24 protein-coding genes and 2 pseudogenes are annotated in these 20,761 nt (G+C 49.6%); 9 read left to right on the top strand and 17 right to left on the bottom strand.

All coding sequences use genetic code 11. The annotated features are described in order from the left end of the window. The first annotated feature begins 98 nt into the window (after nucleotides 1-98). Nucleotides 99-755 carry a tellurite resistance TerB family protein gene (locus tag OK412_RS03645; protein WP_010258682.1) on the top strand — a complete coding sequence of 219 codons (657 nt, stop codon included), beginning with the start codon at nucleotides 99-101 and terminating at the stop codon, nucleotides 753-755. Nucleotides 756-881: 126 nt separating this feature from the next. Beyond that, complete coding sequence (locus tag OK412_RS03650) at nucleotides 882-2,945, top strand: prolyl oligopeptidase family serine peptidase (RefSeq protein ID WP_033769232.1); 2,064 nt, start codon at nucleotides 882-884, stop codon at nucleotides 2,943-2,945. Here OK412_RS03650 and exoX read toward each other — a convergent pair. Next, the gene (gene exoX, locus OK412_RS03655) at nucleotides 2,939-3,610 is read right to left on the bottom strand and encodes an exodeoxyribonuclease X (protein ID WP_022625523.1); all 672 of its coding nucleotides are present in this window, start codon (nucleotides 3,608-3,610) and stop codon (nucleotides 2,939-2,941) included. The two genes, OK412_RS03650 and exoX, sit on opposite strands and share 7 nt — an antisense overlap. Continuing rightward, a complete protein-coding gene (locus tag OK412_RS03660) occupies nucleotides 3,607-3,840 on the bottom strand; it encodes a DNA polymerase III subunit theta (RefSeq protein WP_010258692.1) in 234 nt (77 codons plus the stop codon). Before OK412_RS03660 ends, exoX begins: the two co-directional genes overlap by 4 nt. A 151-nt stretch (nucleotides 3,841-3,991) precedes the next feature. Between OK412_RS03660 and copC the strand changes: the two genes are divergently transcribed. From copC to OK412_RS03685, 5 genes are all read left to right on the top strand, one after another. Next, nucleotides 3,992-4,369, top strand: a complete 378-nt coding sequence (gene copC, locus OK412_RS03665; RefSeq protein ID WP_010258695.1) for a copper homeostasis periplasmic binding protein CopC — start codon at nucleotides 3,992-3,994, stop codon at nucleotides 4,367-4,369. 5 nt (nucleotides 4,370-4,374) lie between these two features. Then, nucleotides 4,375-5,250: a copper homeostasis membrane protein CopD gene (gene copD, locus OK412_RS03670; protein ID WP_264352694.1), complete on the top strand. Its 876-nt coding sequence runs from the start codon at nucleotides 4,375-4,377 to the stop codon at nucleotides 5,248-5,250. Between the two features lie 28 nt (nucleotides 5,251-5,278). Beyond that, nucleotides 5,279-5,626, top strand: coding sequence for a YebY family protein (locus tag OK412_RS03675; protein WP_010258700.1), 348 nt, complete (start codon nucleotides 5,279-5,281; stop codon nucleotides 5,624-5,626). 491 nt (nucleotides 5,627-6,117) lie between these two features. Beyond that, nucleotides 6,118-6,864: a hypothetical protein gene (locus OK412_RS03680; RefSeq protein WP_264352695.1), complete on the top strand. Its 747-nt coding sequence runs from the start codon at nucleotides 6,118-6,120 to the stop codon at nucleotides 6,862-6,864. A gap of 21 nt (nucleotides 6,865-6,885) precedes the next feature. Beyond that, nucleotides 6,886-7,326: a hypothetical protein gene (locus tag OK412_RS03685; protein WP_264352696.1), complete on the top strand. Its 441-nt coding sequence runs from the start codon at nucleotides 6,886-6,888 to the stop codon at nucleotides 7,324-7,326. Between the two features lie 154 nt (nucleotides 7,327-7,480). Here the strand turns inward: OK412_RS03685 and OK412_RS23500 are convergent. From OK412_RS23500 to OK412_RS03735, 9 genes and pseudogenes are all read right to left on the bottom strand, one after another. Beyond that, nucleotides 7,481-7,851, bottom strand: a pseudogene (locus tag OK412_RS23500) (baseplate assembly protein). Nucleotides 7,852-7,871: 20 nt separating this feature from the next. Beyond that, a pseudogene (locus OK412_RS03700) lies at nucleotides 7,872-8,455 on the bottom strand (phage baseplate assembly protein V). Between the two features lie 66 nt (nucleotides 8,456-8,521). Beyond that, nucleotides 8,522-9,286 carry a hypothetical protein gene (locus tag OK412_RS03705; RefSeq protein WP_264352697.1) on the bottom strand — a complete coding sequence of 255 codons (765 nt, stop codon included), beginning with the start codon at nucleotides 9,284-9,286 and terminating at the stop codon, nucleotides 8,522-8,524. A gap of 499 nt (nucleotides 9,287-9,785) precedes the next feature. Next, the gene (locus OK412_RS03710) at nucleotides 9,786-10,001 is read right to left on the bottom strand and encodes a DUF2732 family protein (protein WP_319633950.1); all 216 of its coding nucleotides are present in this window, start codon (nucleotides 9,999-10,001) and stop codon (nucleotides 9,786-9,788) included. 217 nt (nucleotides 10,002-10,218) lie between these two features. After that, nucleotides 10,219-10,815 carry a 7-cyano-7-deazaguanine synthase gene (locus tag OK412_RS03715; protein WP_264352699.1) on the bottom strand — a complete coding sequence of 199 codons (597 nt, stop codon included), beginning with the start codon at nucleotides 10,813-10,815 and terminating at the stop codon, nucleotides 10,219-10,221. Further along, nucleotides 10,812-12,032: a PfkB family carbohydrate kinase gene (locus tag OK412_RS03720; protein ID WP_264352700.1), complete on the bottom strand. Its 1,221-nt coding sequence runs from the start codon at nucleotides 12,030-12,032 to the stop codon at nucleotides 10,812-10,814. The genes OK412_RS03715 and OK412_RS03720 overlap by 4 nt, the downstream gene beginning before the upstream one ends. A gap of 6 nt (nucleotides 12,033-12,038) precedes the next feature. Next, a complete protein-coding gene (locus tag OK412_RS03725; RefSeq protein WP_264352701.1) occupies nucleotides 12,039-12,341 on the bottom strand; it encodes a hypothetical protein in 303 nt (100 codons plus the stop codon). A gap of 413 nt (nucleotides 12,342-12,754) precedes the next feature. Continuing rightward, nucleotides 12,755-13,054, bottom strand: coding sequence for a DUF1493 family protein (locus OK412_RS03730; protein WP_033771984.1), 300 nt, complete (start codon nucleotides 13,052-13,054; stop codon nucleotides 12,755-12,757). Then, nucleotides 13,048-13,506, bottom strand: coding sequence for an STM2901 family protein (locus OK412_RS03735; protein ID WP_191919868.1), 459 nt, complete (start codon nucleotides 13,504-13,506; stop codon nucleotides 13,048-13,050). The genes OK412_RS03730 and OK412_RS03735 overlap by 7 nt, the downstream gene beginning before the upstream one ends. 966 nt (nucleotides 13,507-14,472) lie before the next feature. On the opposite strand from OK412_RS03735, the gene adhP reads away from it, so the two are divergent. Continuing rightward, a complete protein-coding gene (adhP, locus tag OK412_RS03740) occupies nucleotides 14,473-15,495 on the top strand; it encodes an alcohol dehydrogenase AdhP (protein WP_264352702.1) in 1,023 nt (340 codons plus the stop codon). Nucleotides 15,496-15,708: 213 nt separating this feature from the next. Beyond that, the gene (locus OK412_RS03745; RefSeq protein ID WP_010258717.1) at nucleotides 15,709-15,846 is read left to right on the top strand and encodes a hypothetical protein; all 138 of its coding nucleotides are present in this window, start codon (nucleotides 15,709-15,711) and stop codon (nucleotides 15,844-15,846) included. 97 nt (nucleotides 15,847-15,943) lie between these two features. Here OK412_RS03745 and OK412_RS03750 read toward each other — a convergent pair whose 3' ends face one another. The 6 genes from OK412_RS03750 to betA all read right to left on the bottom strand — a co-directional run bounded on the left by OK412_RS03750 (nucleotide 15,944) and on the right by betA (nucleotide 20,760). Further along, complete coding sequence (locus OK412_RS03750) at nucleotides 15,944-16,129, bottom strand: hypothetical protein (protein WP_010258724.1); 186 nt, start codon at nucleotides 16,127-16,129, stop codon at nucleotides 15,944-15,946. 102 nt (nucleotides 16,130-16,231) lie between these two features. Continuing rightward, complete coding sequence (locus tag OK412_RS03755) at nucleotides 16,232-16,492, bottom strand: hypothetical protein (RefSeq protein ID WP_010258727.1); 261 nt, start codon at nucleotides 16,490-16,492, stop codon at nucleotides 16,232-16,234. Between the two features lie 146 nt (nucleotides 16,493-16,638). Then, nucleotides 16,639-17,781, bottom strand: coding sequence for an acyltransferase family protein (locus OK412_RS03760; RefSeq protein ID WP_010258734.1), 1,143 nt, complete (start codon nucleotides 17,779-17,781; stop codon nucleotides 16,639-16,641). 200 nt (nucleotides 17,782-17,981) lie between these two features. Further along, a complete protein-coding gene (gene mdtI / locus OK412_RS03765; protein ID WP_010258739.1) occupies nucleotides 17,982-18,311 on the bottom strand; it encodes a multidrug/spermidine efflux SMR transporter subunit MdtI in 330 nt (109 codons plus the stop codon). Then, on the bottom strand, nucleotides 18,298-18,648 hold the full coding sequence (mdtJ, locus tag OK412_RS03770; RefSeq protein ID WP_010258741.1) for a multidrug/spermidine efflux SMR transporter subunit MdtJ: 351 nt from the start codon (nucleotides 18,646-18,648) through the stop codon (nucleotides 18,298-18,300). Before mdtJ ends, mdtI begins: the two co-directional genes overlap by 14 nt. Nucleotides 18,649-19,077: 429 nt before the next feature. Then, nucleotides 19,078-20,760, bottom strand: coding sequence for a choline dehydrogenase (betA, locus tag OK412_RS03775; RefSeq protein WP_033779020.1), 1,683 nt, complete (start codon nucleotides 20,758-20,760; stop codon nucleotides 19,078-19,080). Nucleotide 20,761 lies beyond the last annotated feature (1 nt).

Consider the following 20,761-nt stretch of genomic DNA (forward strand, 5'->3'; position numbering starts at 1 on the left):
CCATCTGGCACGACCTTTTGCCTTACTTTTCCCGCTCTGACGTTTCCTGACATCCTTTTCGTCAGGATAGCGAACTGACATCTTAAAAGGAGTGGATGATGAATAACTGGTTGCAACAAATTCAGTCGGTACTGACGAAGAAGGGCGGTGAGGGCAAATCGGGTGGCGGCTTAAGCGACATGCTGGCGCCGGGTGCGCTGGGCGGCCTGGCGGGTATGCTGATTGCCAGTAAATCGTCGCGCAAACTGCTGACTAAATATGGCGGCAAGGCGCTGATTATCGGTGGCGGTGCGGCTGCGGGCGCGGTGCTATGGAACAAATACAAGCAGCGGGTCAGCGAAGCACACCAGAATGAACCTGACTTTGGCGTGGCGCAAACGCCGGTTAACCTGCGGGCCGAACGTCTGGTGACGGCGCTGGTGTTTGCCGCCAAAAGCGACGGGCACATTGACGATCAGGAACGTGCAGCGATTGAGCAGAATATTCATCAGTCCGGCTACGGTCAGGAAGCGGAACAGTTGATCCAGAAAGCGATGAACCGCCCGCTGGATCCGCAGTGGCTGGCCGCCGATGTGAAAAACGAGGAAGAGGCGCTGGAGCTCTACTTCCTGAGCTGTGCCGCTATCGACGTTGATCACTTCATGGAGCGCAGCTATCTCTCCGCGCTGGGCGACGCGCTGAAAATCCCCCAGGATGTTCGCGACGGCATCCAGCAGGATCTTGAGGCTGAGAAAGCCCGTTTACCCGCCAGTTAATCCCTCTGATATTCCGCTGGCGGGTCACAGGATGTGATCTGCCAGCGGCTGCTTCTCAACCTATACCTGGCTTCCCGCTGCTGAAGTGTTACGCTTACAGATCATTACGTTCACGGAGACGGATGGATGAAAGCACCCATCGCAAAAAAAATACCCCATGAGATGACGCTGCACGGCGAGACGCGCGTTGACGACTACTACTGGCTGCGCGACGACAAGCGCGAAAACAGCGAGGTCCTTGATTACCTGCGTGCCGAAAACAACTACGGCAAAAAAATCATGTCGTCACAGCAGCCACTGCAGGACCGGGTATTAAAAGAGATTATCGATCGGCTGCCGCCTGAAGATCACTCAGTGCCCTATGTGAAAAATGGCTACCGTTATCAGAGCCGCTACCAGAGCGGTAACGAATACCCGGCCTATTACCGCCAGCCCGCCGCGAGCGATGAGTCTGGCGAGTGGAGCCTGCTGCTGGATGCCAACCAGCGCGCCTCGCACAGTGATTTCTATACCATGGGCGCACTGCATATCAGTCCGGATAACCGGGTCATGGCGCTGGCTGAAGATTTCCTGTCTCGCCGGCAATATGGCATCCGCTTTCGTAACCTGGAGAGTGGCAGCTGGTATCCTGAAGTGCTGAGCAACGCCTCTTCCAGCTTCGCGTGGGGTAATGACTCGCGCACCCTCTACTATGTGCGAAAACACCCGCAGACGCTGCTTTCTTATCAGGTGTGGCGACACGAACTGGGTACGCCGCAGTTCGACGACCAGCTGGTCTATGAAGAGCAGGATGACACTTATCATCTCAGCGTACATAAGACCACCTCCAAGCAGTTCATCATGATTGCCCTCTACAGCACCAACACCAGCGAAATTCAGCTGATTGATGCGAACTTCCCCGACGCGCAGCCCCATGTGTTTTTGCCACGCCGCCGCGATCATGAGTACAGCATCGACCACTACGATCATCAGTTCTTCATTCGATCCAACCGGGAAGGCGAGAACTTCGGGCTGTACCGCAGCCGCTATCTGGACGAATCACGCTGGGAAACCCTGATCCCGGCACGGGAACAGGTGGTGATGGAAGATTTTCAGCTGTTTCGGGACTGGCTGGTGGTCGAGGAGCGCCAGCGCGGCTTGACCAGCCTGCGGCAGATCAACTGGGCCAGCGGTGAAACCAGCGGCATCGCCTTTGACGACCCGACCTATGTGACCTGGCTGGCCTACAATCCGACGCCGCGCACCAGCAAACTGCGCTACGGCTATTCATCGATGACCACGCCGACCACGCTGTTTGAACTGGATATGGATACCGGCGAACGCCGCATCCTCAAGCAGAGCGCGGTGAAAGGCTTTAACGCGGAAGATTACAAAAGCGAACACCACTGGATCAAAGTCAGCGATGGCACCGAAGTGCCGGTATCGCTGGTCTATCACCGCAAACACTATCAGCCCGGGCAGAATCCGATGCTGGTGTATGGCTACGGTGCCTACGGCAGCAGTATGGATGCCGATTTCAGCGTCAGCCGCCTGAGCCTGCTGGATCGCGGCTTTGTCTATGCGCTGATACAGGTGCGCGGCGGCGGTGAGCTGGGGCAGCAATGGTATGACGGCGGTCGCCTGCTGAACAAAATGAACAGCTTCACCGATTTTATCGATGTCACTAACGCGCTGGTGGCGCGTGGCATCGGACACCCGGAACGACTCTATGCCATGGGCGGTAGCGCGGGTGGCTTGCTCATGGGCGGAGTAATTAACCTGGCACCGCAGCGGTTCCACGGCGTGGTTGCCCAGGTGCCGTTTGTGGATGTGGTGACCACGATGCTGGATGAGTCGATTCCGCTGACCACTGGCGAGTATGACGAGTGGGGCAACCCTAATGATCCTGAATACTACCGTTATATCCGCCAGTACAGCCCTTATGACAACATCGAGGCGAAAGCCTATCCTCATCTACTGGTCACCACCGGCCTGCATGATTCGCAGGTGCAATACTGGGAACCAGCCAAGTGGGTGGCGAAGCTGAGATCGATGAAAACCGACAATAACCTGCTGCTGCTCTGCACCGACATGGATGCGGGTCACGGCGGCAAGTCGGGGCGCTACAAAGCCTATGAAGGGATCGCGATGGAATACACCTTCCTGCTGGGACTGGCGCAGGGCACCTTACCGCCAGCCCAGGATTACTGAGATTCGGTCAGGTACTTACGCAGCGCCTGCCGCAATGGCGGGCGCAGATCGCTGACGTTATCCAGCATCCACTTCAGATAGCCCGGATCCTTGCGCGCAACGACCGCGATCGCCTGGCCGCGGTATTTGCCAAAGGGCAGAACGTCGTCGCGCTGGGCCGCAGGTTGTGACCGCACAATCATCTCGGAGGCACTCCAGCCGGAGGTCTCCATAATACGAATCAGCAGTGCTGCCGTAACATAGCAATCATAGAGCGCGCGGTGAGCATGCAGGTCGGCGGGCGGCGTGACATCCAGCTTCAGCGAATGACGCAGTGCCTGGTTGCCATATTTAATGCCCGGCCAGAGCTGACGCGCCAGCTGCATGGTGCAGATCCACTCTCCGTACATCTCCGGCAGCATCCGGCGATCAAAACTGGCGTTGTGCGCCACGTAAAAAGCACTGCCGTGATAGCGTGGGATCGCCTCTTCAATGGTTGGCTTACCGGCGACCATCGCTTCGGTGATGCGATGCACGGCCATCGCCTGACGGCTGATAGGGCGATCGGGCAGGGTGAGATCGCTCATCGGATTCACAATCTGACCGTTGACCACATCCACGGACGCCACTTCGACTACGCCACCCTGCAGACCGCAGGTTTCGGTATCAATAACGCGAAATATCATTGCTTCATCTTCGGTTCATAAGGAAGGCGCGACAGGCTGAGCGACGCCTGGCGGTAGTGCATCAGACGCTGACGAAACCAGTCACGCAGCGCTTCGGGCTGCTCCTGCGCCACCATTTCGGCGACGATCGGCATGTTATAGCGCTCTTTAAACGCCACACCCGCTGCCGCCAAATCGACATTAATCTTGTCTTTCTCTTCCTGGGACAGCAGGGCAAGGTTATGGCTCATAATATTCTCCTGACGATAGCGGGCAAAAGTAATGTTTTCGGCGGTCTGAATCAAGGATAAAGGATCGCATCGCTGGCCTCGACAGTGCAAATACAGCAGCGTATCCTTTTGCCACGTTTATCGCCCTGGCGGCGGTTAAAAGGATGATCTTATGCATAAAAAACTGATTTCCCGCATGGTTATTGCGCTGGCGACAGCCGGACTGATGACATTCAGCTCGCTGGCGGCAGCGCATGCGCATCTCCAGTCTTCTATCCCGGCGGCTAAAGCGCAGGTAACGACATCCACCGATGCGCTGACGCTGAACTTCAGTGAAGATATTGAAGCGGCATTCAGCGGCGTCACGCTGCTGGATAGTGAACAGAAGCCTGTCGCCACTGCTAAAGCCCGCGTTGAATCTGGCCAGAAAAACCGGTTGATTGTGGGCCTGTCTCAGCCGCTGCAAGCGGGCAGCTATCAGGTTAACTGGCATGTGCTGTCGGTGGATGGACATAAAACCGCAGGAAGCTATCGCTTTAGCGTGAAGTAACTCCGGTGACCACCCTCTGGATCCTGTTGCGCGCGCTGCATTTTGCCGCCGTGATGCTGCTGACCGGCAGCGCCTGTTACAGTGCGCTGCTGGCACCCGGACGCTATCGACCCCTGCTGGCGCGACGATTAAACCCGCTGGTGAAAGGGAGCGCCTGGCTGGCGCTGCTGAGTGCGCTGGCGATGCTGGCCTGCCAGAATGTGTTGATGAGCGGCGACAGCGCCAATCTGGCCGATGTCGATATCTGGCTGGCGGTGATTGGCACGCACTTCGGTGGCGTGTGGCTGTGGGAAATCCTGTTTAGCCTGCTGGCCGTTGCCGGGTTGCTACTGACCGGGCGGCTGCGTCAGCAGGTGTTACTGCTGGCGGGCGTGCTGCAACTGGCCTGCATGGCTCTGATTGGTCATGCCGCGATGCGCGATAGCTGGCCGGGATTGTTTCAGCAGCTCAATCATGCACTGCATCTGATTGCCGCGGCGTTCTGGACGGGCGGATTACTGCCTCTGTTGCTGTTGATGCGGGAGGCGCGCCAGATCGATCGCCGCACCGACGCTATCCGCACCATGATGCGCTTTTCGCGCTATGGTCATCTGGCGGTGGCGTTAACGCTGCTGAGCGGCCTGATAAACAGCGTGATGATCGCGGGCTGGCCGCTGACGTGGCACGATTCACGCTACATTGTATTGTTGTTGTGTAAAGTGTTGCTGGTTGCCCTGATGGTGCTGGTGGCGCTGATTAACCGATACTGGCTGGTGCCGCGATTCCGCCTGGCGGGCAGCGGGACGCAGCAAAAATTTATTCGCATGACGCAGCTTGAACTGCTGCTGGCGTGCGGAGTGGTTGGGCTGGTCAGCGTATTTGCCACGCTGTCGCCAGCCTGAATGTGGTTTAAGAGAGAAAAGGGTAGTTATGTTGCTGAAGAAAGTGATCCCCGCAATCCTGTTGTTATCCGTATGCGGCCAGGCGCTGGCGGCACAAATCATTACCGTCAGCCGCTTTGAGATCGGTAAAGAGAAGTGGCCGTTTAACCGTGAAGAGGTGATGCTGACCTGTGAGAAAGATGGTGCGATGTTTGCCATCAATCCGAGCACGCTGATGACATACCCCCTGAACGATATCGCCGACACATTGTTCAAAAACAAACAGGTGAAAGCGCAGCCGATCAGCGTGATTCAGGTTGAAGATAAAGCGCATCCGGGCCAGATGATGAGTCTGCAGCCGATTGTTGAGCGCACCCAGGCGCTGTGCGGTAAATAAACCTGTCGGGTGCAGCATCGCGCTGCGCCCAACCCCTCTTTTTTGCCGTTGCGATCACAAACTGATCCGGTTTATGGTCCTGCGCCTCCCGTTTGCTGGCAATTCCACCGCGCTGTTCTAATGTTAAATGGCAAGGCGACATCGCCTTCATAAATGCCAACTTTTAGCGCACGGCTCCTTGAGAGCCATTTCCCTGGACCGAATATAGGAATCGTATTCGGTCTTTTTTTGTCAGATGCCGCCCATCAGTTAATGATTTTCAATCAATAACTTAGTCTTTTTCCGTTGTGTTCTTCTCCACTCTTCTGCAAGACGCCATTCCATTATGTCATTGCCATTTTTCCTATTCATATAAGTTACAGCCCTGCTTTATTACCTCTCTATGAAAGGGACACCGTGGCGATAATCTGCCACCTGTTTTACTCATGGTTGAAGCCCTGCCAGGAGCATCAGGTATAGGCTGTGCAGCCCGTGCGAGAGAAGTTTGCTGAGTGAACGGCGTTGCAGTACTCGGTAATGACCGCTCTACTATCCTGTGGCACTCTATTAAGTCACATGAAAATGAGGGAACGATAATGAATGCAGGGAATGCAATCACAGAACCTGGCAGATATTACACATTTCAGTCACCACTATCGGGCAACGTATTTTTTGAATTGAGACCACGTGTGCTGCCACGAAACGCACAGCCGGTGCTGGATGAGTCCAGCGGCATGTGCATTGGTTATTCTGTGGCTCAGGCTCCCGGTCTGTGGCAGATATACGATGTGCAGGGGCATTTTGTTCGACTTGAAGAGGCACCTCTCGAAACGCCACTGATTGATCCTACAGACATAGCGCTTCTTGCGTTTGGTGTATTTCGAAATTTCCGCGCTGGCCGCGCATTATTGGAGGCTGGTACACGAGCTGCTATAAGTGCCAGACTCAGCCAGGCAACAATAATGTTCCTGCGTGCCAGGTTAAAAACGGGTTTATCGGCGTGTAACCTGAAAATGACCGAAACAGCGGCGAGGCACATGTATGAGCCGGGTCGCTATGTTCCGTTACATATTCAGGAAAGAGCTATCCGCTATGGCAGACGCATGGCCGATCCTCGCAACGGAGAGGGTATGTATCGTTATGAAACGGAAATGTATAAATTACACCGTAAGAAAAATATCACTGAGTATAAGAAGTACACTCTTGAGGTTGTGGTAAGGGTATCAGATTGGACGATAACTCATTTTAAGTATTTTTGATTAACCGACAGGAACGTACATATGTTTGATATCAGAGATGAAGAATTCATTTTTGCGGTGTCGCCTTTTGAACGGGTTGTCGATAACGAAGTCGATCCGGTTAATCATAATTGGGATTGGATTAAGTCCTTTGTTGAGTTTTCTGTCACTGGTGTGAAAATACAGTATCAGACTGAATTTACTATTGGAAAACTTAAACAACTAAAGGAGCAGTTTGCTGCCCACTATCAGGCTGTTATTGGCCAACTAGAAATCGAACCTTTTGAGTTTCGTAGTGACCTAAATCAGCTAAATATGCTGCTCAGGAAGGTAAAGGGTGATGACGTTGTGGTCATTGAGTATGTTCTCCGTCCTGAGGCACATGCGGATAGTGTGCAGGTAAAAGGGGGATTCGCTATCGATGAAAGCTATTTTTCCGACATCCTTTCCAGGCTTGATGAGATGATTGAATGGCAGAATTAAACATTTTTCCATTGAAAAGTTTTAACTGAAAGCTTTGGGCGTAAAATAGATTTTTATTCAGGCTTTTCTGTCCATGCAATATTCGATTCGGCAATATAAGCACCTGTACTGCCTGCATGTAGTTCATCCATGCCGTAAGCGATGCCTCCCAAGGTCAGCGTGTAACCCGTGCAGTAAGCGGTCTGCGTTTGTCGAGCACCACGTCAGCGGAAGGCTTGATAAGGTTGGCGCGCTGCACGCTCTCAACGTGTATGGCGGCATAGAGCGCAGACAGGCGAATGGTCGCGGCCAAGTCGCTTTTGCGCGATAACGTATGCGGTGAGCTTCGCCTCAAAGGCACCATATAGTTAGCCGACATAATCTGCAGGCGCAGCTCCTCTTTTTGCGGCTGGTCAATCAGTGTGGGTAAAGAGAACCATACTGACGGTGCACCACTCTGGTGCCGACAGGGGACAGCAGAATGTCACGCACGGATTGCCTGATGTGATCGAGGTCGGTCAGCATGCCGCCGGTTTCCCTTTCCATGCCGATGTATTATACGGTTGTCATACTGGCGCTCCCGTTTTTCCGTCTTTGTCGTCCGGATATAAATGCGAACGCCATACCTTGCCGTTGGAGGAAAGATTGCCGCCGGTATGCTTACGTTGCCTTTCATCGTGCCGCCCTAGGTGACTTCCAACTGAGCAGTTTTGAGCAGCGCTGTGCATTCAGCTTCTGGCGAGTCGAACAGGATTTTTACCGCTGCTTTATTGGTTGCCGTCTGTATGTCGGTTGCGGTCAGAGCACCGGTTTCCGGCTCGTACTCGATCACCACGCCGTCGAGAAATCACCAGTGCAGCGCATCGGCCGAGGCAGACAGAGCAGGGTTGTCATCTGAGAAATGCCCGGAAGTACTAAACCGGTATCGAGTTCGCCGCCCAGGCAGAGAACAAGCACCTGCTCACCAACTGACGGGGCATTCCACGAGCGGGTTCTACACATGTGTGTGCTCAGCAAGTGCAGCCAGCCGGTAATATTTTTTTCCGGTATCGACATGGGACAACCCGCCGTCAAGATTGACGGCCGATACGGTTCCTATGCGGATCAGATTGCGTAACAGGCGCTGAATTTTAGATATTTGTAAGTTGATGGGGCTATCTATCCCCATCAACCAGAGAAAAAAAAGATTTAGCGTTTGTTCATGGACAGCTAAACATCAGAGGAAGTAAGAAAAGAAATAGTACCAAACGTTTTGATACATCCATGTAATGTAATTGAAGTTAAGATTTAAAATAGCAATCACGCCTCCACAAGCAAAAAAATGGCCAAATAATGAGGCTGGCACCCAGCGAAATATAGCATCAAATGTCACGTCAAAATTCTTATCTCTATTTAGAAATCCAAAGCAACAATGAATTAGTGAAATAAAAAGAATTGAAAGCCCAAGGTAGGTCACACCTTCTCCAATAATCGAGGTTATCCCTTGCGAGTATCCATGGATATACCCCCCCCCGACTATGGTTTCATAAGCACGTAGATAATAGTCAGTGAATATATATTTATTGGCATGCACTATAGATAACGCAGAAATAGAAAAGAAACTTATGACCGCCGTTCCAATTAGATAGAAAAGACTGTAAATTCCATTGTTAACATTTTCTGAGATGTTTTTATACGTACCGGTCGCACAAATAAATAAAGCACATATGGAAAATGTGGATAATGAATCTATGAAGAAATCAGGATAAACTGGAAATAATGCCAAGATTATCAACTCAATACAAACCCATAAACGTTTAAAGCTGGAGATTTTTCCTGAATAATCTGAGTAATTTACATAAACGTTGTTGTTATTACCTGTTATCTCTGACTTTATTACACTACTATTATTAACGTAATTTATATTTAATGCTTTAATGGTAAGGGCGAAACTTAAGGTTACAGATATAAGAGAACCTAGCGACAGGAAATTTTCAAACATGACAACTCCATAATAAACGACAAACATTCTAGAATGTTACCTGCCAAATCCCAGCGCTTCAATCATTAGATATTGTAACGTTTCACTATAACCTTTCGGCAAGTCCAGCAGCGGTCTTGCCTCATATAGAATTTATTTACCCCCACGGGCTGGCTGATCGCGCAGTCCGTAATGATGCATGCGGGCCATATGCTGCACGTTACCCGCAAACTCGATAACAGTCTCATTCAGGCTGGCATGCGTCTTCATATACTTAGCCGTGCGCACCTTTGCAAACATCTCGCCCTTTTATACAGCCTTTTATACAGCCCTTTATGCTGCGCACCGGCTGCGTTTTGCGGGGCTTAAAGGGCGTGACGTCCTGTGCCTGATGTTCAACTGCTGACTTGCGCGCAGCCTTGCGACCAATGCTCAGCGCCATGTCTTTACGTACCGGGGTTGACAGGTTGCTGCGCGATGTCCATTGAGTCAGCCATCAATGCGCCTCCTCAGCCTGAGCCTAGATTTTTTCCGCTTCCTGATTAAGTAGTTCAGCTGCTTCGACACAGATCAATTCATCCCGGCGAATATTCGAGGCCAGGATGTTAAGGAGGGATATCATGAGGTCAGAACGACCGCAGCGCTCTTCACGACGCACATCATTCAGCAACATAAATATTTTTGGTGCATGGGTTGTGGACGAAAGTATAAGTAGAATTAGCAAGGGTAGCTGCATCTTAGGTGTAGATGGCAAATATGACGTTTAGGATGTCTCTTTACTCCCGGGTAAAAAAATTAGATTTAATAATGCAAATGCTAAGTTTAGTTATTTAATTAGTGATGTATAGATTACATGAAAAGTGTTGGCTACCCTGAACTTCAACTGATAAGGACGTTTATTAAATTAAGGGCGTGTTGATGACGCCCTTTAACATAGGTAATTATAAATCAAGTCAATAATGCCCTAGTTCATGTAGGACTTGATTGTGCTTATTACACCCCCTGCATTGGTTGCATGGGGTGATTGACTTATGGCAACTGTGAGAGAGTTTTAGTACTCCATAGGGTATTGACGATTTTTTTATTAATTCCAAAGTGTCAAGGTTTATTGCTGGAGCATCAATAGTAATGTTTCCTTCTTGTAGGGATACTAATTTAGATATTGCTTCAATAAAATATTGAGTTCCATCTTGATGAAAGCCATCACTTTTCACAGAGCCTATCAAAAGTTTGTTTACTCCCAAAGAAATTGCTTTCATGGCTGCAAAAGTAATTAGCATTTGGTTTCTGTAAGGCCACCAATCAGTTGCTGGAGCTTTATTATCAGCTGATTTTCCTGCCATGTCACCGGAGCCAAGTTGTCGACAGTCTATAGAAATTATATGGTGCTCAATATCTAAAGCTCGACAAATCTCAATAGAGGCCTCAATCTCTGCTTTTGCAGCCAATTGTCCATAATCAATAGTAAAGGCAACGGTCGGTCTCAACCACCAAGCTAGGCAGGTTGAATCCATACCGCCAGATAAAATAAGTCCAACTTTATTATTCATAAGTTTGCCCAAAGGGTCTTGTAAATAGCTGTTACGTAATCATCGACTATTATAGTGCGCTCATTGTGAAACATAACCAAATCGCTATTCGAAACGTTTTCTGAGTATAAAATTATTCTCTTTTTCAAAGACGTGGCATAACCCAATTCGAATATCGTTCCAGTGTCATGTCCATCAACTATTCCAAATACAATGTCAGAATTTTCTATTCCTTCCAAGTCTAACTTACATATTTCATGAAAATCATTAGGATGTTCATCTTGGATCATTCCAATATCATGATAGGGAGATATTACATTTATCCCCATCTCGATTAAATTAAACCTTACTTGTTCAACTAGCCATAGTTGAGATAGTGTAAAAAATGGACCAGCTATATAAACTGTTGGGTCTACACTTTTCTCTATATACTTAATGGGCTCAGGCTTAAATTCTTTAAGCATGAAGGGAGATGGCAAAGTTGAACTTTCACAAAAAAAGGCAGTAGCCAAAGAAGCATTATAAGCAGCATTCTCCGGTGATTCTTTATTCTCTATCCAATTGTTTGCAAAATGGGCAGAAAAACAATCGCCAGATCCAATTTTCCATACTCTATTAGTTTTAAATGCGGGAATTGTTATTTTTTTATTTTTATAGGATACAATAGCACCTGAAGGTCCACATTTTACTACAATTACTTCAGCTGATTCTTTAATATGGAGCAGGTCGATGATGTCATTAATACTTTCAGATAAATCTCCACCAGCAAGAATTCTTGCTTCATTCTCGTTAAGTACTAATGCTAAGTGCTTTGCTGTAGATCCATTTTTAGAAAAAGGCTGGGTGCTAAAAGTATTTTGAGGATCATACACCGCAAATTCGGCTTTGATTTCAAATTCACACTCTAACATTCCAAAGACGAGGACATTATCAGCTTTTAACTTAATGTTTTCTTTTCTTTTAACTATTGGTGGGTTCAGTGGGTCTAAACCATGCGAATAATTGAAACAGATTTCATTATCGTAAGATAATTCTTTAACTTCAATAATGTTACCTTCTATAAGAGCAAGTTTAAATTTGAATTCACTTAAAGATTTGTCACTCACATATGCATGCAAATTGACTCTGCTTCCCATGTTCGCGATAGCTATTGCAGCTCTACCTCCAGAGCCATAAACATCATCCCATGAAGGCTTTATACATCTTTCACGATAAATACCACCTATAACATTGAGCATTTTTTATCACTCCGGATATACATAAACTCTAATCTGCCCCAAATTTTTATTAAGCACGCTCGCTTTATAAGTATTTCCTTGAGACAGACAGAACTTCAATCGTGCACTTTCTTTACAGGCGATGCCGCCCACTATAACTCCACCAAAAATAACAACTATGCCATCTTCTTGAACCATAACATCTAATATGTCGCCAATTTCTAAATCCATTGCTGCCGCTTTGGGAGAAGCAAGGTCTGTTCTGAATTTAAGATTGTTACAAGGTGTTGTTATATCTGAACTACTTACGCCGCCACCTGAACCACTCATGAGAAATCCTTTCATTAGGAAATGGATGATAAGAATTATCCTAAATAATTTGCAAGTTAAAGAGCCCTAAAGGATTATTGTGATCTTTATCACATTATAAAACATTTAATGCCATTTAAAGTTCTGAATAGTAAGTGTTTTTAATGTAATAAGTTTACTATCACTATTCATGCAAAAATTGGTTCCTGCCTGTTGAGCCATATCATCGCCAAGTTGATGCGTAACTGATTGATTTTATTGTCTATCAATAGTATTCGGTCTTTTTTTTTGTGTGTAACGTTCAGAAACTACTTCAGAGTGCCTGAAGAAGATAAATTACTGCAGAGGGTAAGAGATTAACGTTTTCCGCCCTTGTCCTCTGGAAGAGGCCGCAACAAACAGAAGAGATAGGCGCCTGCGTTTGCAGGCGTGAATTATTTACCCAACCAGCGTCCGGCCTGTGCAGACTCAATTAACAGACGAATAGTCAGCGGATCGTGCGGCGCATTGAAATCTTCCGGGAAATATTCGGCAAACGTGATAGTACTGGGACTAATGCCAAATGTTTCAGCATACCGCTCTAGCAATTCATACGCGTCAAGAGGATCCATGCGAAAGTCATTGTTCAGATCGGTATCCAGTTCAAGCTTATAGCGTCTGAACGTAAACAAACTTCTGCCGTTATAATCTTCAACCAGCGCAAATACAGCTTTCTCTATATCCTCGTTTACCATATCTTGTCTTCCTTATGAGCAAGAAGGTTATATTTTGCCGTAGTTTTCCAGCCAATTTCTGCCACATCAGCGGCCATAATTACCCAGCCTAAAACCGGGATTGTACGACCGACGAACGTCCCCAGCTTGTGAGTCATTAACATTTTAATTTGAAGAGGGTTTTTAGGGTTCTGTATCCACGTGGGTAATCTGAATGGAAGACGGTAATCCCGTAACAGCTTTCGAGAATAGACCGAAGCATAAGAGGTGCCTTTCCATGCTCCGTTTAGCTTACCGGATACGTCAATCGTATTTTGTCCCGAGTAAACCGCAACCAGAGCGATGATATCCTTTGTACCGCTGAAGTGCTCTGCAGTCACATCAATCATTATCCAGAAATAAAGCTCTCCTGCAGAAAGGTTAGTAAGTCCGCCATAGAAGTAAGTTCCGTTTAACTGCTCCGTTGTATCCATACCATTCCCTTAAATGGGTACTGTAATGGTCAAAACTGTATCACATCAATTCCGGTCACTGCCAGATGCTGGCTGGCGCTATCTGATGCATTTTGCGACTCTCAAAGCCATAGTTGTCGCTCCGCTGGTATCAAACGATCACGATGCGCACGCTCGGGTCGTTGACGCAGCATGATCTATGCATCTTATTCCTCAGCCCACAGTAGCTAGCATCGCAATGGCGGATCACTTGATGCATGCTTTAAATGCAGTTTTACTAACGTTCATCTCATCATTGCTACTATGGCAGGATTTTCCAGCGAGAAGAAAAAGCAAAGAGTCTGTCAATATATAAAGGTCAACGCGCCTCATTACAGATATTTAGTTATTGCGAAACCAATGGGTTGATTTGTGAAAAAAGTAAATATAAGTTATGGGGTGCTCTATGGCTGAATTACAGGATGTTTAGTTATGAAATCTTTAATTCATATAGGTTGTTGAAATTGAGGATAAAAATAAAAAAATATTGGGTGAAGCCTATGTATAACAGCGAAGGGAAAATTGCTGACGCTCTATATGAGATTCTGAATAAATGAAGCGTGCTATTTTATGGCTGATTCAGTCTTTTTTCTATTTATTACCTGCTGCAGTTATTGTGGCTGGCGTGTATATCTTCATCTGCTTTGTTCCGCAGTATGCAGCACTTCTTAGTTTTGCATGGGTTATTGTAGTTTCTTATGTGTATATTAAATTTAACCGATGGTGTTGATAAAATCCTGACATATTAGTGAGCTGAAAATTTGAGTGGAAAAGCGAACGCAAAATAACCCTATTAGCTTAAGGTGCCCGGTCTGCATCCCAAAAACCCACTCCACTCTGCAAAAGCAGAAACAACCCTGCCAGCCTCGCACCCAAAGCTTACCTGTCATCTTGTCATCACCGCGGTTTGGCTTATCCTTAAAGCTTCAATCAAAAGGAGCATCGTTTATGAAAGCGGCAATTGCTAACAGTGAACACAAGGTTGAAGTGGTTGAGAAGACGCTGCGTCCTCTCAAAACGGGCGAAGCACGGCTCAGGATGGAATGCTGTGGCGTATGCCATACCGATCTGCATGTGAAGAACGGGGATTTCGGTGATAAAACCGGCGTGACGCTGGGTCATGAAGGTATCGGTATTGTTGAGGAAGTCGCGCCAGATGTGACCTCACTTAAGCCTGGCGATCGTGCCAGCGTGGCATGGTTCTTTAAGGGCTGCGGGCACTGTCAATACTGCAACTCCGGTAACGAAACGCTCTGCAGAGAGGTCGTCAATGCCGGTTATACCGTCGATGGCGGCATGGCTGAAGAGTGTATCGTCGTTGCAGACTATTCGGTGAAAGTCCCCGACGGGCTTGATCCTTACGCCGCCAGTAGTGTCACCTGCGCCGGTGTCACCACCTATAAAGCGGTGAAAGTGTCCGAGGTAAAACCGGGTCAGTGGCTGGTGATTTACGGTCTGGGCGGGCTGGGAAACCTCGCCCTGCAGTATGCGAAAAACGTCTTTAACGCCAAAGTGATCGCGGTTGATGTGAGTGATGGGCAACTGGCACTGGCGAAAGAGATGGGCGCCGACCTGGTTGTAAACTCGGCCAGCGAAGATGCGGCTCGCTTTATTCAGGAACAAACCGGTGGGGCGCATGCGGCTGTGGTAACGGCCGTTGCCAAAGCAGCGTTTAACTCTGCTGTCGATGCGGTCAGGGCCGGTGGTCGGGTAGTGGCTGTCGGACTGCCGCCGGAAGCTATGAGCCTGAATATTCCGCGTCTGGTGCTCGATGGCATCCAGGTGGTGGGATCGCTGGTCGGGACGCGTAACGATCTGGCGGAAGCTTTCCAGTTTGCGGCAGAAGGGAAGGTGGTGCCGAAGGTGACCAAAAGGAAGATTGGTGAGGTCAATGCCATCTTCGATGAGATGATTCAGGGCAAGATCCGCGGCAGGATGGTAATCGACTTTAGCGGTCAGTCTGCTGAATAATCCGTGCTGATAATCGCAGAAGCCCGCGCCGTGCGGGCTTTTTTATGCCTGTAAGGCCAGTTCCCTCCCTCTGAATACGTAAGAGCACATTCCGTTAAAGCATTAATAAGCGCGGCTTTATGTTTCATGATGTGATTTTCACTTGAACTTTACCGGTAACATTATAGTTTATGGGGTGAAGTCTGATTACACACATCTGAAGGAGGGTTATTTATGGCTAAGCATCACTTACTCAAATCCATTGAAATTGCAGCGATTGTGCTGTTTGTCCTGATACTGGCGTATCTGGCGGTTACCGGTCTGCTTTCATCAACTGGCGTTGATCACGCCTGGCCGTATCCCAGTAAGTAATTGAGTGCCGCACCAGGGAAATTATAAATAATATAAATAGATAACTGATCCTGATACAGGACATAAAAAACCCCGCAATCGCGAGGTTAATCAGAGTCTACACCAGGCTCACCGAAAGCAGAGTCAGCTCTTCGGTTTCCAGCGACAGGCTTTTTTTGGTTTCGAACATAAAGGCTTCCAGCGCCTCCTCGACATCGTCGCCCTCGATAAAGGCGTGAGTCGTGACATGATTTTCACCTTTGGGCTTAATCACGTAAGAAACAAACCACTTCTTCTTTTGCATAATGCTTATCCTCTTCTGAATAGGTAAATGCCGCACACCGGCAATACTGAGCTTTCCCGCCAGCAGTTCAGCGGAACATGTACGGGTTCGGTCTGACAAAGACTAATCGAGCGGGGCCGGATGCAGCAGGTCGATCACGTCGTCAATTTCATTGCTGGCCGCATGACGATCAAGGGCAACCGCATAGTAGCGTCCCTTGCAGTAGTGCTTTGTTACCGCCACCCGATGGCCGGTATCGCTGTCAGCTTCACCGCCGGTCAGGGTCTGCAGGTGGGGCGGGATAACCAGCTCACTTTCGAGTTGTTCTGCTTCAATGATCACTGCGCCACCGTCGGTGGATAGCAGCAGATGCTGAATGCTCATGTTCTCTCCTCTGAGTCAGATTGCTAACCGGCAAAGTGTAGTTCACCTCAGCGGGTGTGCTGACTTCCGCTCAGGTGAGGCCATGTGAAGCGGCAATAAAAAAGCCCCGTCAGGGGCTTTTAAGAAAGGGATGGCCTGCGTAAAACTCAGCTGGTCTGATCGGCCAGCTTCGGCTTCAGCACGCGCTTACCAATCTGAATGCCGGGCTTCTCAACATACTTATAGAGTAAAGAGGCCAGCGCATAGGTCACCGGGATGGCAGAGACGCAGACAATCAGGAAGCGCATCATGTCGCTCTTAAACTCAATGTCGGTGTGATTGAGCAGCAGTGCGATCAGCGGGATTACAATCAGCAGATGCAGCAGGTAGACAGAAAACGACACGTCGCCCAGCCAGGTGCTGAGACGGTTGTTCAGCAGCTTACGCGGCAGAGCAATCAGCGTTGCCATCAGGCTGCCCTGCGGGTATTGCCACAGAATCGCCGTCATACCGACGATCATCAGCGCTTCCATAATCACCTGCAGCTTAATCGCGCCCAAGCCCATCGCCACGCTGGCAACCGGGCCGAGCAGCGCAAAAGCGACGTAGAGCAGGGATTTACGGCGAATCGCCTCGGCCAGCAGCATCCCCGACAGGAACATATTCAGCTTTATCAGGATCATTGAAGGCATCTCAAACGCCTCATAATAATCTGCCAGCACATACCGGCCAGCGCAGCAGAGCGCCATGATGCCAATCAGCGATGCGGCATAACCAAAGCGCAGCGTCACCAGCATGATGAACGGGAACAGCAGATAGAACTGCATCTCCAGCCCGATGCTCCAGTCAGGCAGCACAGTATTAAAACCATATTCGGGCAGCAGGCCGAACAGGAAACTGAAGTGGGTCAGAATGTTTGCCAGCGACTGGTCGTTGTAACGCGACGACTCAGTGGCGGTGCCGGAATAGAAATGAGCAATGGTGTCACGCATCTCGCCAAACCACGGGCCATAAATCAGGGCGATGATTAACAGCAGATAGTAGAGCGGGGCGATGCGGAAGAAGCGCCGGATCCAGAACTTCTTGATGGTCTCTGTGCTCTGCCACGGCTCTTTCTGCTGACGCTCGACGTAGTTTTTCGCCATCAGATAACCCGATAACAGAATAAACAGATCGACCCCGATGCCAGGGGATGAAATAAGCGTGATGTGGCAATGAACCAGTAAGCTGATATGGCCAACTAATACCCAGAGAGAAGCGATGCCGCGTAATCCCTCCAGCTCCGTAGACCAACCTCGTGTTGCAGACATAACTATTCCTCGTTTTTATCCGACCTTCGGCGCTCACTAAGCCTCAAGGCAACAGATATGTAAACGGGCCTTTACAAAAGTAAGAAGATTCCGAGCACAGGAAAGAGGGGAAAATCAACCGAAACAGGGCGGGAAAGCACAGGAAGTTAAGGGCGTGCAGTGGCACACCCTTAATCAATATCACTGATTGAGAGGGCCGATCAGGCCAGTTTTAACAGGATCATACCGGCCAGCAACAGGGTCAGGCCGGCCCAGCCTTTGCGGTTCAGCCGCTGACCAAACAACACCCATCCGGCCGCGACAGTGGCGATAATCCCAAAACCGCCCCAGACCGCATAGGCGATCGAGAGATCGATACCTTTGACCGCCTGAGCGAGTGCGCTGAACGCGAGCAGGACACAGCAAAGTGAAAGCAGACCGTACAGCGGTTTCTTAAACCCATCAGAATATTTAAGGAATATGTTAGCGGCAATCTCCAGCACGATAGCCAGCGCCAGCCAGGACGCATGAACAAGATCAGCGATGAGCATGATTAACCTCCGCTGATGATTGGGTGCCGGTTTTGATCAACACAATTCCGACGATCAGCGTCACCAGCCCACAGATTTTCAGCGCTGACAGCGTTTCACCAAACAGCTGCACGCTGAATAACGTAATCAGCATGATGCCGATACCTTCCCACAGCGCATAAGCCACGCCCAGGGCGATACGTTTAATGGCGAAACTCAGCAGAATATAAGAACAGGCAATCATGCCCAGCATCATCAGGTAGCCGGAATGGCTGCCATTGAGGCTGGACCATTTCATAAAAAGGGTACCAATAATTTCCGTAACAATAGCGAGTGATAATAAAACCCAGGCGCGCATGGGTGCTCTCCAGCAACGATAAATGACGACCTGCAACAACGCACAACGTGCGGGCAGACTCAGAACAGTTCGAAGTGGTGAGGGGACTACAGGGCGTTACGCCAGTGCTGATCGGCGGCGTTCCAGCCAGAAAGGCAAGAGGGGGAATACAGGGGGTTTGACATGAACATTCTGCTCATAAAATTTACAACACATCCACATTGTTGCTTCTCATCAGTGGACGGATAGTGCCTCCGGTTAAATAGACGCTGGATTTATAGCATTCTGCACATAACCAAATCAACAGCAGATGCTGCTTTGTTTGATGTCTGTTAAGGTTTGATGATTTGAAAAGGGTGATGTGTGGAAAAGGATCTGTGGTAAACCGTAATGAAAAAAATAGCCGGGCAACAAAAGTGCCCGGCTATTATTAAGTGACGCTGTCACGTATTATTCAGCGCGCTGCGGAACCGTGCGAACGGGTGCATCACCCGCGACATAGTAAGCGGCGGTGCTGCGCGGCAATGGATCGCGACCACGAATCTTATCGGCAATCTTCTCGCCAATCATGATAGTGGTGGCGTTCAGGTTACCGGTGATGATCAGCGGCATAATCGACGCATCCACTACGCGTAAGCCTTCCAGTCCATGCACACGACCTTCGCCATCAACGACGGACATCGGGTCGTTACCCATCTTACAGGTGCCGCACGGGTGATAGGCGGTTTCGCCGTGGTTACGCACGAACTCATCCAGTTGCTCATCTGTCTGGCAATCCAGTCCCGGACTGATTTCACGGCCACGGTACTTATCCAGCGCCGGCTGATTGATGATCTGGCGCGTGATGCGAATCGCATCGCGGAACTCATGCCAGTCCTGCTCATGCGACATGTAGTTAAACAGAATGGCCGGATGACGACGCGGATCGCGTGACTTCAGGCGTACATGACCGCGGCTTGGAGAACGCATTGAGCCGACGTGACACTGGAAGCCGTGGGCATCAACCGCGTTGGAACCGTTGTAGTTAATCGCCACCGGCAGGAAGTGATACTGGATGTTCGGCCAGCTGAACTCTTCGCGGCTGCGGATAAAGCCACCCGCTTCAAACTGGTTGCTGGCGCCGATACCGGTGCCGTTAAACATCCACTCCGCACCAATTTTCGGCTGATTCCACCACTTCAGAGCCGGATAGATTGAGACCGGTTCTTTACACTCATACTGAAGATACATCTCCAGATGGTCCTGCAGGTTTTCACCCACGCCCGGCAGGTCGTGAACCACCGGGATATCAAACTGCTTCAGCAGCTCAGGAGAACCCACGCCAGAACGCTGCAGGATCTGCGGCGAGGCGATAGCGCCGGCACACAGCAGCACTTCACGGCGCGCGGTCACTTTGTTAATGGTGTTGCTGTCGCCCTGCAGATACTCCACGCCGACCGCACGCTTGCCATCGAAGATGATGCGATCGGTGGTGGCATGCGTGATGATCTTCAGGTTGGCGCGGCCTTTGGCCATATCGAGATAGCCACGCGCGGTGCTGGAGCGACGACCATTTGGTGTGACGGTACGATCCATCGGACCGAAACCTTCCTGCTGATAGCCATTAAGGTCGTCAGTGCGCGGATAACCTGCCTGCACGCCCGCCTCAATCATCGCTTCGAACAGCACGTTGTTGCCCGCTTTAGGCGTTGCAACACACACCGGGCCGTCGCCGCCGTGGAAATCGTTCGGGCCGATATCGCGGGTTTCCGCTTTACGGTAGTAAGGCAGGCAGTCCAGATAGCTCCAGTTCTCCAGTCCAGGTTCGCTGGCCCAGTTATCGAGATCCATCGCGTTACCGCGGATATAACACATGCCGTTAATCAGTGATGAACCGCCCAGACCTTTGCCGCGACCACACTCCATGCGGCGATTGTTCATGTAAGGCTCTGGCTCGGTTTCATAAGCCCAGTTATAGCGTTTGCCCTGTAACGGGAAGGCGAGGGCCGCAGGCATCTGGGTGCGAAAATCAAAGCGGTAATCCGGGCCGCCCGCTTCCAGCAACAGGACGCTCACGTTGCTCTCTTCGGTCAGACGGGTAGCCAGAACGTTTCCTGCGGATCCGGCTCCAATAATAATGTAATCAAATTCCATT

Origin of the sequence: Pantoea sp. JV6, assembly GCF_025910055.1 — a bacterium.
Taxonomy (GTDB): Bacteria; Pseudomonadota; Gammaproteobacteria; order Enterobacterales; family Enterobacteriaceae; genus Pantoea; species Pantoea agglomerans.